12 protein-coding genes are annotated in these 13,260 nt (G+C 38.6%); 3 read left to right on the top strand and 9 right to left on the bottom strand.

Annotation, left to right across the window (positions count from 1 at the left end; all coding sequences use genetic code 11):
• The first annotated feature begins 1 nt into the window (after position 1).
• The 3 genes from AC5YGI_RS06045 to AC5YGI_RS06055 all read left to right on the top strand — a co-directional run bounded on the left by AC5YGI_RS06045 (position 2) and on the right by AC5YGI_RS06055 (position 2,309).
• Complete coding sequence (locus AC5YGI_RS06045) at positions 2-424, top strand: hypothetical protein (protein ID WP_496167789.1); 423 nt, start codon at positions 2-4, stop codon at positions 422-424.
• Positions 425-774: 350 nt separating this feature from the next.
• The gene (locus tag AC5YGI_RS06050; RefSeq protein WP_330747105.1) at positions 775-1,629 is read left to right on the top strand and encodes a helix-turn-helix domain-containing protein; all 855 of its coding nucleotides are present in this window, start codon (positions 775-777) and stop codon (positions 1,627-1,629) included.
• Between the two features lie 188 nt (positions 1,630-1,817).
• A complete protein-coding gene (locus AC5YGI_RS06055; protein WP_330747106.1) occupies positions 1,818-2,309 on the top strand; it encodes a hypothetical protein in 492 nt (163 codons plus the stop codon).
• 337 nt (positions 2,310-2,646) lie between these two features.
• Here AC5YGI_RS06055 and AC5YGI_RS06060 read toward each other — a convergent pair whose 3' ends face one another.
• The 9 genes from AC5YGI_RS06060 to AC5YGI_RS06100 all read right to left on the bottom strand — a co-directional run bounded on the left by AC5YGI_RS06060 (position 2,647) and on the right by AC5YGI_RS06100 (position 13,027).
• Complete coding sequence (locus AC5YGI_RS06060; RefSeq protein WP_330747107.1) at positions 2,647-4,773, bottom strand: type IA DNA topoisomerase; 2,127 nt, start codon at positions 4,771-4,773, stop codon at positions 2,647-2,649.
• 406 nt (positions 4,774-5,179) lie between these two features.
• A complete protein-coding gene (locus AC5YGI_RS06065) occupies positions 5,180-5,908 on the bottom strand; it encodes a M17 family peptidase N-terminal domain-containing protein (RefSeq protein WP_330747108.1) in 729 nt (242 codons plus the stop codon).
• A gap of 267 nt (positions 5,909-6,175) precedes the next feature.
• On the bottom strand, positions 6,176-7,543 hold the full coding sequence (locus AC5YGI_RS06070; protein WP_330747109.1) for an alginate export family protein: 1,368 nt from the start codon (positions 7,541-7,543) through the stop codon (positions 6,176-6,178).
• A complete protein-coding gene (locus AC5YGI_RS06075) occupies positions 7,540-7,971 on the bottom strand; it encodes a DoxX family protein (protein ID WP_330747110.1) in 432 nt (143 codons plus the stop codon). The genes AC5YGI_RS06070 and AC5YGI_RS06075 overlap by 4 nt, the downstream gene beginning before the upstream one ends.
• Before the next feature lie 224 nt (positions 7,972-8,195).
• The gene (locus AC5YGI_RS06080; protein WP_330747111.1) at positions 8,196-9,968 is read right to left on the bottom strand and encodes an amidohydrolase; all 1,773 of its coding nucleotides are present in this window, start codon (positions 9,966-9,968) and stop codon (positions 8,196-8,198) included.
• A 59-nt stretch (positions 9,969-10,027) separates the two neighbouring features.
• Positions 10,028-10,717, bottom strand: a complete 690-nt coding sequence (locus tag AC5YGI_RS06085) for a hydrolase (protein WP_110010611.1) — start codon at positions 10,715-10,717, stop codon at positions 10,028-10,030.
• A 45-nt stretch (positions 10,718-10,762) separates the two neighbouring features.
• A complete protein-coding gene (locus tag AC5YGI_RS06090; protein WP_330747112.1) occupies positions 10,763-11,638 on the bottom strand; it encodes a pirin family protein in 876 nt (291 codons plus the stop codon).
• Positions 11,639-12,119: 481 nt separating this feature from the next.
• Positions 12,120-12,704, bottom strand: a complete 585-nt coding sequence (locus tag AC5YGI_RS06095; RefSeq protein ID WP_202839206.1) for a Crp/Fnr family transcriptional regulator — start codon at positions 12,702-12,704, stop codon at positions 12,120-12,122.
• Positions 12,705-12,715: 11 nt separating this feature from the next.
• Positions 12,716-13,027: a hypothetical protein gene (locus AC5YGI_RS06100; protein ID WP_496167790.1), complete on the bottom strand. Its 312-nt coding sequence runs from the start codon at positions 13,025-13,027 to the stop codon at positions 12,716-12,718.
• Positions 13,028-13,260: the final 233 nt, after the last annotated feature.

Consider the following 13,260-nt stretch of genomic DNA (forward strand, 5'->3'; position numbering starts at 1 on the left):
TATGTACTGTAAAAAAGTGTTTATTGTTGTAAGTCTTCTCTTATGCTGTGTCTTTTATGCGCAAACCCTGCATTTGTATGGCGGTGCAGATCAAAAAGAATATCTGGGATGTTTAAACTGTGACAATTTTGATAAAAATTCGATATGGAATAAGTTTGGTGATTACGGAAATATTTTCAGCTCAAAATCTATCTGGAATACGTATGGAAACTACGGAAGTACCTATGGCCCCTATTCACCATGGAATGCTTATGCTTCTTATCCTCCGGCAATTGTTGATCAGGATGGAAATTTCTTCGGGTTTCTTACTTTGAATCCTTATCAATCTGGCAGGTCTGAACTGGAGCTGGCTGTGATTTTGTGTAAGCATCATGAGGAGATTAAAAGCGATGTTGGCGCCTGGTATGAGAAATTGTTCCAGTAAAACTACCCCGTCAAAAATTCTTTGAATTTTCGCCACCGCTCCGGAAGAGGGGAATTTTTACGTCTTCAGTTGGGGTATTGGTACATAATATAACGAATGTGATTGTATAGAAAAAGGGTAAGGCGGGATTTCTGCGGAATGACGAATAAAAAGCTTAGTTTATCCATGCACCTGGTCATTCCATAGGAATTTCTGCATTGTTTTTGTTGGAAAACGCAAAGACGCTAGTTTTGTCTTAAGTAAGGCGCAAGGATTTTTATCTCCGATAAAATGGATTGTAGCTTTGCATTTACAATGTAAATTATTTAACTTTTCCTGATTATTGAATTCAAAAACTCACGTACTCCATTATGCTGAATGATTACAAAAAACACGAATTGTTTGGGAAAACCCTGATACAGAAAATTGATATATCAGGGCCCTTCAGGTATGATTTTCCGGTTTCGGAGCAAGCCTGCTTTCTGTATGTACTTAAAGGTGAGTTTCAGTACAAAACAGAGGAGCAGGAGTTTGATGTTACTGCAAATTATTCCCTTTTTCTGAATTGTATCAGCTCCGGAAAACATATTCAGAACTCAACGTCAGAGGATCATTGTGAAATTGTGATCATTACGTTCTATCCTGACATCCTGAAAAAAATTTATGACAGAGAATTGCCTTTATTGCTGCAAAAACCTTCCGATATCGTTTCTAATAAATCCAATGAGAAAATAAACAATGATTTCCTGATCCAGAAGTATGTAGAGGGGCTGCTTTTTTATTTTGAAAACCCTTCCCTCGTTAATGAAGATATATTGGTTCTAAAGCTCAAGGAAATCATTTTGCTGCTGGCTCAGTCACACAGTGCAAAGGCCGTTCAGCTGATCCTGTCACAGCTTTTCTCTCCCACCGCTTATTCTTTTAAGCAAATCATTGAAGCGAATTTATTTTCACAGCTAACAATCGAACAGCTTGCTGAGCAAAGCAATCTAAGTGTATCATCTTTCAAAAGAGAATTTGCAAAACTATACAACGATACTCCTGCCAATTATATAAGAAATAAAAAACTGGAAAAAGCCGCTGAATTACTTTTAATATCCGATGAACGCATTACCGATATCGCGTTCGAATGCGGATTCAATGATCTGGCCACTTTTACCAAAAACTTCAGTGATAAATATCTTATCTCCCCTTCAGGCTACCGTCAGGAACGGAAAGAAAAATAACTGAACCATATTTTATGATACGGACATTTCTTAATTTCGATAAGGAATGTTTTTTTGAACCGAAATCCCAAATTTTTGAACTAAATCAAAAAATAATTTCTATGATTCTATTGCAAATTTGTACCGTCAGTTTCAGGGAACAGTAATATACCTGCAGCTTATAAGTATCAATTTAAAATACAATCAATATGAATCTATCAGGTTTAGGAATTTTCCACACGATTATTGGCGTAACAGCTCTTGTTGGCGCAGTGATCGGATTTATCAGATATGGTAAAATCAATCTGGCTAAGCCGTCAGGAAAGGTCTATTTTTATGCGACGGCCATCACTTCACTTACTGCATTGGGTATCTCAAAAAACGGAGGTTTTAATGCAGGACATGTGTTTTCATTATTTATCATCGTTTTGATCGCTGCAGCCTATTTTCTTTTTGCCAATAAAAAAGGAAGTAAGAAAGCCCGATATTTTGAGAATTTTCTATTGTCATTCAGCTTTTTTCTGTCGCTTGTCCCAACTGTTAATGAGACATTCACACGGGTTCCGATTGGACATCCTTTGGCCAAAGACATCAAAGATCCGATCATTGGGCAGACTCTTCTTGTTATTTTACTGCTTTTTATTGTTGGATCTGTTTTTCAGTTTATCAAACAGAAAAGAGAGAATGTTGAAGTTTCATGATGACAGGTTATTCAAGAAACTGTAAAACCACCCCGTCAAAAATTCTTTGAATTTTTGCCACCTCTCAAGAGGGGAATTTTTACGTATTCAGTTAGGGTATTGGTACACAGATTGGATAGAAAAAGGGTAAGGCGGGATTCTTTCAGAATGACAAATACAACGCATAGTTTATCCATACAGCTTGTCATTCCCTAGGAATCCCGATATAAAATAACCGATACGCTTAATTAGGTATTGAAAAATCACGGGTTCGAATCCCGTATTCTCCATTTGATAATTCTAGTTAGTTTATTTTTTTCTAATGATCATTGACGATGTAGATCAAATATACTATTGATTAGCTCAATTGTACGTGGAAATCATCGCTTAAGGTCAATACACCTTCTGTGATCGCTTCCGGGTGGGTAGAGAAGCCTTTTAATTTTGAAGTTTTTCCTTTTAATACCAGGTCTAAAAGCTGTTTATCCGATAATTTTTTACCAAAGATTTCGAACGTAATTTTAAAACCGCAGTTTTTGAAATCGGAGCAGCCTACAGCGGTTTTTCCTTTGATCAGATTATGTTCTTTGCATTTTGGGCATTTCGTTTCTTCCCAGGACTGCAGTTCTTTTTTCTGTGCGGGTTCTCTTTTTTTCTTCTCCTTCACTTCTTCTTTTCCTTCTTCCTGAAGGGTAATTACTTTCCCTTTTCCGTACACCACTTTCTCTGTCAGTTCGGTCACCATCTGAATCAGTTCTTCTTTGAAAAGATTAGCTTCATACTCTCCTTTTTCAATTTTACGAAGTTTGGATTCCCATTCTCCGGTCAGTTCAGGGCTTTTTAACAGCTCATCTTCTATGGTATCGATCAGCTGGATTCCGGTTTGGGTAGCAATCAGATTTTTTCTTTTCTTCTCAATGTATTTTCTTTTGAAAAGGGTTTCTATGATGTTGGCACGGGTGGATGGTCTTCCGATCCCGTTGTTCTTCAGCATTTCACGCAATTCTTCATCTTCTACCTGTTTTCCGGCAGTTTCCATCGCTCTCAGCAGTGTTGCTTCTGTGTAAGGTTTTGGAGGCGTTGTTTTTCCCTGGTGGATCATCGGATCGTGGGGTCCGGTTTCTCCTACAACAAATTCAGGAATCGTTTGTTCTTCCTCTTTTTCTTTTTCCTTATCGGTGGTTTCCTCTTTCGGTTCTTTGGCGTAAACAGCTCTCCATCCTGCTTCAAGAACCTGTCTTCCGCTGGTTTTGAAAGGAATGGTACCTACTTTTCCTTCTACCAAAGTATTGGAAATTTTACATTCCGGATAGAATACGGCTATAAAACGTTTTGCAATCAGATCATAAATCAGTTTTTCTTCCCTGCTCAGATTCTGAGAAGGTGGAATTTCCGTAGGAATGATGGCGTGGTGATCGGTTACTTTGGTATCGTCGAAAACAGCCTTTGATTTTGGAATCGGAGCTTCCAGCAACGGGGCAATCAGATCCTGATACGGATACATTTTCTGAAGGATTCCTGCAATTTTCGGATATAAACTGTCTGATAAGTAGGTGGTATCAACACGCGGATAAGTTACGTGCTTCTTTTCGTACAGACTTTGCACATAATTCAGGGTATTTTCTGCTGAATATCCATATTTTTTATTGGCTTCTACCTGAAGTCCGGTCAAATCGAAAAGTCGTGGATTTTTTTCTTTTCCTTCTTTAATTTCGAAAGAAACGATCTCAAATGGATTGACTTTAAGGTATTCCAATCCTTTTTCTGCGCGTTCCAACGTCTTTAAACGATCTATGGCTGCACTGAAAAGGACATCACGGTATTTGGTTTTAAGCTCCCAATATTCTTCTGTGGTAAAAGCATCAATTTCTTTCTGACGCTGCACAAGCATCGCCAATGTAGGAGTCTGCACTCTTCCAATGGAAAGAACAGCTTTATTTCCCCCGAATTTCTTCGTAAAAAGCCTGGTAGCATTGATTCCCAATAACCAATCTCCTATAGCTCTGGCGTTTCCGGCCAGATACAGGTTTTTATAATCTTCTGCTGGTTTTAAGCTCGCAAACCCTTCTTTAATAGCATCTTCCGTTAGTGAAGAAATCCATAAACGCTGAATCGGTTTGTTGCATTTTGCTTTCTGCAATACCCAACGCTGAATGAGTTCTCCCTCCTGCCCGGCATCCCCACAGTTAATGACCTCATCACATTCTTCTACTAATTTCTCGATTACTTTAAACTGATTTTCCACGCCTTTATTCGGGATCAGTTTGATTCCAAAACTATTGGGAATAATCGGCAGTGAAAAGAGGTTCCAGGATTTGAACTGCGGACCGTAATCGTGAGGTTCTTTCAGGGTGCAAAGGTGTCCGAACGTCCATGTTACGCAATAGCCGTTCCCTTCCATATAGCCTTGTTTAGGCGTGGTAGCGCCCAATACTTTGGCGATATCTCTGGCAACACTGGGTTTCTCGGCAATACATAATTTCATGAACTCGGGTTTATTGAAGGAGTGCAAAAATCGGGATTTTTTTTGACTTTTCAAATTTCGTTGAGGATTGAGGCCTTAAAGTTGAGAAAGAGCAAATTACGTTTTTATATTCTAAAGAACTAAAGTTCTACAACATATGTAAACGCAAAGGTTATTGGATTCTATTATTTATTTGAGGGAGCAAATAATTGCGACTAAAGTCGCTGATGAAGCGAAAGGATAATACACAAGCTTAGAAAGGATCAATTTCATTGATTCCAACTTTGCTTCCTTAGAATTTTAAAAAAGGGATATTAAACTTTGCGTTTAACAAATTGCTTTTTAGATATGTAATCATAATCATTTTTATACAAAAAGCCCCCTTATAAAAAGAGGGCCGGATCAACAATGTAATGAAACTAGTTCATTATTTCTTTTTAACTTCTGAGATAGCATCGGAAATTCCTCCGCCTGCAGTTTCAAAGAAGGCAGGACCAGCCAGAAGGTATACTTTTTCTAATTTTTTGGTGGTGGATAATTTGTGTTCTTTAAGGTAATTTTCAGAACGGTTGGCATGTACGATTCCTCTTACCACATTCCCGGCTACCAAAGCGGTTGGTGAATCTATTCCGGCATCCTTCAGGTCGCTGGCGAATGCAAAATTGGTAACGCCTAATCTCATGGCTTCACGGGCTGCTACTTCGCCTACGGAAGTCATTAAATCGGGTGTGAATTTATTACGATCACCTAAACCGATCAATAATAACTTCTTTGCAGACATCGATCCTGCAGGCGGCGTAATTAAAATGGTTTCCAAAGAATGCCCCTGAAACTGTCCTGTTTTTCTAAGGTTGGTCAGTTCTCCTTTTAAAGCCTCATCGAGGTGAACCAATCCGTTCAATTTAGCGGGTAATGCCTGAGGACTGAAAATATCACCTTCTGTATATTCAAAAACACAGGCTACCTGAAGCTGGGCGTCAGCAGACGATGGCCCCTGTACCAATCCTATTATGGAAATTCCGTCTACGGTTCCCCAGGTTTTGGAAGTTCCGATGGCTGTTGTCTTTGCAGGAGCTGTAGTTGTAGTTTGGGCAAAATTAATTGTTGATAATGCTAAAGCTGTAGTTACCAGTAAGTGTTTTAGTGTATTTTTCATGTGATTTATTTTTTGTTGTTTGTTGCGGGGTTCGGGATTCGAGTTGCGGGTTATTTTTGTTGCTTGTTATTTTTGTTTGTTGGAATAACGCAAGGGCGCTAAGTTTTTTAAGGTTTATGTTGTTAAGGCGCAAGTCGCTTCGCTCCGGCTATTTTATTTGTTTTTCAAAGGTAGTTTCTGTGATGGAGAGGTGCATTGATCTGGGGTAATTGTTGAATTTATTTTCAAATGATCTCATTTTCAAATTTTCAAATTCCCTATGTTTTTTTAGAATTTAAATACAATTCTGGAGTTGATGAAGAGTCCGTCTTTGTGGTTGTCAATTACATCATTGATGAAGGCTCCGGTATTGAAATATTGTATTCCGGTATTAAAGGTTAAAAATGGATTGATCTTATAATTGAAACTTCCTAAAAATGCAGTTCCGATGTATCTCTTTTTTGAGTTGGAAGACGCCAGGTTCAATGTTCCGCTGGGTCTGTAAATTCCGTCCTGGATAGAATATCTCCAGTTGAAAACTACATCTGCCTGCACCGTTATTTTTTTACCAAAATCAATAGTGGCATAAGGATGGATATCAATTAAATTAACCGGACCGATCTGAGGATTAAATCCAAAATACCCACCTTTCGGGTACAGCGGATTGAATGTTCCCAATGTTCCGTCTCCTTTATTGCTGTCTCCTGAGATATAGTCGTTTCTAAGGTTGATGGTCGGTTTTCCTTTTACATTTTCAAACATATATCCGATGTCTGCAGAAGCCGTCCACGCGCTGATATTTCCTTTATTAAAATTCCCGAACTGATAGGCGGCTTCAAAATTGTAAATAAAACCTCCTCCATATTTCCAGAACCGCCCGCCAAAAGTATGTCTGTTCTCATCGGAAAGGCCGTCTTCAAAGCGTACATCCTTTCTGTGAATTCCCAGATAATACAGCTCCAGATTTCCGCTTCTGGGAATAATCCATGTGTTGTAACTTCCCCAAAGATTGATTGATTTTGAAGACTTGTTATCAAAAGCTCCCGGATTGATTTCACTGGCGGCCATCATAAAGGCATCAGATCTGAAGTTCCCTCTCTTGTACATGAACTTGAATCCATCAAAATAGAGTCTTAAATTCGGGCCTTCTCTTACTGAAATCAGTCTTCCGCTTCCATAATCAAGTTCCTGTCTTCCGGCACGCACAGTCAGCTTTTCTTTCTCATTTTTCAGAACATCAATATCAATAAAAAGGTTCTGGATATTCAAATGATCTTCATCAATAGGTCTCGGCCCGTTCTTTCTTCCATTTTCCCATGCACTTCTCACCTGCCCGAAAATTCTTACCCGTGAGCCCAGATGCAGATCTGCATGTACATTGTATCTCTGAATCAGAAAAGGATTGCTCCCGATATCCGTTCTACCCCAATCTTCATTATTAAAGTCTACAAATTCCAGTCTTGCTTCTCCTCCCAATGACAGATAATGGTTGCTTTTTTCTGCAATGGGTATGTATTTGATGGAGTTGTAAAAAGTTTTTGCAGAGTCTTTATAGGAAGCATAATCTTCATCAAACCTCATCAGCTTGAACTGAGCAGAAAGCTTAACCGGAATAAAAATCTGCAGCAACAGTACAATGGCAATCAGTTTTTTCATGATGATTTCTTTGTTAAATAATGATCCACAGAATATCTTCCCGCTCCCATAAACAGTAAAAACAGGTAACACAAACTGTACATAAAAGGAGTATCTTTCACCAATAAAGCATCATTCCAATGGAGAATAAAGTATCCTGTAAGCGTCACCGCTAAGATCGGCAACACAGCAATTCTTGTGAAAAAACCAAGGATTACAAATACCGGAAATACCAGATTGGCAGCATCAGCGAAAAGGCTGTTGAAAGCTTCAGGAAGATGCAGCGGGTTGGGTACCTGCTCTGCTTCTGAAACGCCTACTCCTATTTTTTTTAATCCGTGCGCTACGATTAATTCTACGGAAAGTAAGACTCTGAAAGCTAGAAGGGCAACATCTGTTAATTTTCTTCCCGGATTGGTATTGGTGATGATATGGATTAACTTTTTCATGATTGGAATGAATTTTTAAAATGATTTTTGTTTTTTTAACCGCAGATTACACGGATTGACACGGATGATTGGGGGTATTTAATACTGTTGATAGCTTTGAGTGTAAAACCACCCCGTCAATAATTCTTTGAATTTTTGCCACCCTCCAAGGGAGGGAATTTTTACCCCTTCAGTTGGAACGTTGGTTGATACTTGAATAATTAAAAACTTTTGTGGCTAAAAAATTATTTTGTCTGATAGCCTCCGTAATATTTTACAGGTGACCAGTCCGGGATGACTGGAAGTGGTGCGGGTGCTTCTGTTTTGTAAGTTTCATCTCCGTACACTACTTTCCCATCTACGATCGTCAGTTTTGAGGTAATGTTTTTGATTTCTTCATCATTGACTGTGAAATAATCTTTGTCCAAAATAGTAAGATCTGCAAAGTATCCTTTCTGGATTTTTCCTTTCTGGTAGTCTTTGATGAGTTCGTATCCTCCGTAAGTAGAAAGTGATAAAGCAGTTTTTCTGTCCAGCGTATTTTCTTTACCCATCACCTGAGTTCCTCCTATTGTTTTTCCTGTAGTAATCCAGTATAAAGCTACCCATGGGTTGTAACTTGCGACTCTTGTTCCGTCTGTTCCCAATCCAATCGGAATTCCCATTTCCAGCATTTTTTTCACGGGAGGAGAAGCTAAAGCGGGCTTTTTACCATATCTATGGATGAAACTTTCTCCCTGATACGCCATTCTGTGCTGTACTGCAATTCCTCCACCCAACGCTTTGATTCTTTTCATATTATCTTCGGTAACGGTTTCTGCATGGTCAATGAACCATACTAATCCGTTCAAAGGGGTTTCTTTATTAACTTCTTCAATGACATTTAAAAATCTGGTGATACTTTCATTATACGTCGCATGGATTCTGAAAGGCCATTTATTTTTTACCAGAAGACTTACCACCTCTTTCATATTTTTCTCCATCGTAGCTGGAAGTTCCGGTCTTGGGAAAAGGAAATTTTCAAAATCGGCTCCGTCTGATACGAGGTTTTCTCCTCCTCCGTTGACATGATAATCGATTTCATTAAAATCATTATGACCATGGTCATCAATTTCTACCATTCCGATCCATTTGGTGTAATCTGCAAGTTCAGAACCTTTCTTCTGGGCAAATAAATAGTAAGGAAGACGAACGGTAATTTTCCCCTGTTTGTTCAGTTGATCTGTTGTTCCGTAGTCGTCCGGGAAATTCTGAAATCCTCCGCCTGCGTCCATTACGGCAGTCACTCCTAATCTGTTCAGTTCCGTCATGTATTGAAGAGTAGAATTCACTTTTTCTTCTTCTTTCAGCTCCGGCAGTTTCGCCAATGTTGAATAAAGAATAAATGCATTAGGCTCTGCCACCAGTAATCCTGTAGGATCTCCGTTATTGTCTTTTTCAATTAAACCTTGGGTAGGATTGGGAGTATCTCCATTGATGTTCAGTTCTTTTAATCCGGCTTTGTTCAACCACGCTTTTCCATAAAGATACATGATGAAAGTGGGCACATTTCCTGTAGCTTCATTAATTTCGGCCAGCGTAGGGAGTCTTTTTTCTTCAAACTGGTATTCATTCCAGCCTCCGATGACCCTTACCCATTGTCCTTTCGGTGTTCTCTGAGCCTGTTCTTTCAGCATTTCTAAAGCTCTTTTTAAAGATTTCACACCATCCCAACGAAGTTCGGTATTGTAGAATCTTCCTCCTCGGATTACATGCAAATGGCTGTCAAACAAGCCGGGAATCACTCTGTTTCCCTTAGCATCAATGACTTTTGTATTGCCACTTTTTAATTTTAAAATCTGGGCGTTGGTTCCCACCTGTAAGATTTTGTGGTCTTTGATGGCAACAGCCTGTACTTCCGGATTCTTATCATCCATTGTGGTAATCTTCCCGTTGGTAATGATCATGTCTGCTTTCTGAGCATTCAGAATTCCTGCTGCCAAAACCGTGGAAAGTGTAAGTATATTCAGTAGTTTCATTATTTCAATATTTAAGTTTGAAGGTTTCGGCAGGCTTTCAGCCTGCCGAAACAGCTCCATTAGTGTTTTAACATTTCCTGAGCATACTGAATTCCAATACCGTAAGCTCCACCATGTTTTTTCATCAGGTCATTAACCGGTTTGTAGGTTTCTTTTCTAGCCCAGTCTCTCTGCAACTCCAATACATACTGAACAGAAGTGATTGGATGTGCTCCTGCCTGAACCATACGGGTGATTGACTGATCGTGCGCTTCTTTAGAAATATCCCCTGAAGCATCGGTTACTACATATACATCATATCCTTCGTCAATCGCTGATAATACAGGTCCTACGATACATACGCTTGTCCATAATCCGGCGAAAACCAGTTTCTTTTTATTTTTTCCTGTAATGGCTTTGTGAGCGTTAACATCTTCCCACGTATTCATGGTAGTTCTGTCTACATATCCGCTTGTTGCTTGAGGATATACTTCTGAAATTTCCGGGAAAACAGGTCCGCTGAATGACTTTTCTGCCACCGTCGTTACTACTGTAGGAACATTGAATATTTTTGATCCTCCTGCTACCAGTGCCACATTATTTCTTAATTCTTCCATGCTGATGCTTTTTGTGGCAAAAGCCATTTGTCCTTCATGGTCGATGAGTACTACTGCGTGATTGGTAGGGTTTAATAATGATTTTCCGGGGTTTTGAGCTGATGCTGTTAATGATAATAAACCAGCTGCAAATGATAGGATTAATTTTTTCATAATAATTTAAAATTTAAGGGTTGTTATTTTTGTTTAATTTTTTATTTATAGTGTCATTGGTACTTCCATCAAAAGGATTTCGGTACCTTCTTTAAGGGCTTTGATGTTAATTTCCTGAATATCCCAGACTCCGAATCCATCACGTTCTTCTATAATCTCTCCGGCTATTTCTGCGCTTCCTTTAAGGATGAAAGCATAGATTCCGTTTCCTTTTTTTCTGATTGGATAATGGGTTTCTTTATTCTGATCAAAAGTTCCCAGGTGAAACCATGCATCCTGATGAATCCATACACCTTCGTCATCTGCATTGGGGGAAAGAATCTGTTGAAATTGATTATGACCTTTAGTTTTGTCTAAAGTGATCTGATCATATCTCGGCGTCACATTTCTTTTTTTCGGATAAATCCAGATCTGAAGGAATTTCACCGGCTGATCACTGTTTTTGTTGAATTCGCTGTGCATAATTCCGGTTCCTGCACTCATGACCTGAATATCTCCGCTTCTGATCACTGCTGTATTTCCCATGCTGTCTTTGTGTTCAAGGTCACCTTCCAAAGGAATACTGATGATTTCCATATTGTCGTGAGGGTGGGTTCCGAAACCTCTTCCTGCTTCCACTTTATCATCATTCAAAACCCTCAATACTCCGAAGTGCATTCTTTCAGGGTTGTAATAATTGGCAAAACTGAAAGTGTGCTGGCTCAACAGCCATCCGTGATCCGCTTTCCCTCTTGAGTCGGCTCTGTGGATCACAGAGTTTTCTTTTATTTTTGATTCTGTATTGGGAAGATGATTGTATCCGATCGGTTCTAGTGGCTCGATCTCGTCGATGTCATTTTTCATAGCGCCGGCCAAAGAAGCTGATGCTACAAACATTCCTGTTCCCAATAATCCTTTCTTTAAAAAATCTTTTCTGTCCATATCAGATTGTTATTTGTTCTTGTTTGATAGGACAAATTTAGAGAGACCGGAAACCCTGCACATTTAACTAGTTTAATAAATGACTTTGCAGCAAAAAAAAATGCCGGATACTTTTGTATCCGGCAGTATAACTATAATGGATTGTTATTTTTTGGAAAGTGTAAAAGTCTTTTTACTCTTAGGAACTATTTAATTTGATACAATATTTTAAAGAATAACTTCACTTAGATTCCTACGGAATTACAAACTGTGTGGGTAAGACCATCATTTCAATTATGTCATTCCATAGGAACCTCTGTATGAATGACAAGCAAAAAAATAGTTGGAAAACGCAAAGACGCAAGTTGTTTTCTAAGCTAAATATTTTTATGACGCAAGGATTTTATCTCCGATAAAATGGGTGACTATAATTTCACAGTAATATTCACACCTATAAAATCCATGCAAATCTCTGCAATCTGCAAGTATAAAAAACTAAGATTTATTTCTCCTTTGAAGCAAGGCGCTTTCTTATGGTACTGACAAATTCTTTTGAAACTCCCAGATAGGAAGCAATATAATACTGCGCTACTCTTTGGGGGATTGAAGGATATACTTTGATGAACTCAAGGTATCTGTCTGATGCAGTCTTTGAAATGGTATTCACCAGTCGGCTTTGCAGGGTTGCCAGGTTCCTCTGAACCAGCATTCTGAAAACTCTTTCAAATTTGGGAACTTCCTGCAGCAGTTTTTCTTTTGTTGTAGTATTCAACATATAGATTTCAGAATCTTCCAGCGTTTCGATAAAAACCTTAGAAGGCTTCTGTTCATGAAATGAGGCAATATCACTGATCCACCAATCTTCGATGGCAAACAGTAACGTTACTTCGGAACCATTATCATCCAAACAATACATTCTCACACATCCTTTATGAATATACCCTTCAAACTGGCAAATCTCTCCCTCTCTGAGTAAAACCGTTTTCTTTGGAAACGACTGGCAGACAAGCAGATCTGTAAAGGTTTTTTCTTCTTCGGGAGTGATTGAAATAAATCGCGTAATATTTTTGATGATATTTTCGAACATAATGTCAGGTTTTATCCCTGCAAATTAGGAAAAAGACTGTAAACTTCATTCTTTAAAAGTCCACTTCCTCCTCCATAATGATCGATTACTTTAACATCCTTATCCAAACCGGCACAGAATATTTTTATCTCTTTCTCAAAATCCTCCTCCAGGCCAGAGCTTAAAAGGACAATATCCACCATATTATTCTTTATATACTCATAGCAGAAATTTTCATCACTTTGTATGTCTGCTGTCCAGCCTTCATTGTTTTCTATAATTCTTTTTAAAGTATCCAGAATTTCCTGGTTTTTTCCAATGACTAAAAAATGTAATGTTTTCATGTTGTTCAATGTTTAAAGTTTAAAATTTAAGGTTTAAGGTTTATATTGTTTACGTAAATAGTAAAATGACGATTTGGATTCCCGCGGAATGACATAGTGCATGGATAAATAAAGTGCGCAGTTTGTCCATTCTGTCTGTAACAATTTACACTCTTATAATTTCAAACGCACCCATCCTCAAACTCTCCCACTCGTATCCAAAACCTCGAAACCTCGCACCCACTCTCAAACTC

The organism is Chryseobacterium sp. CS3K3.1, assembly GCF_059515165.1.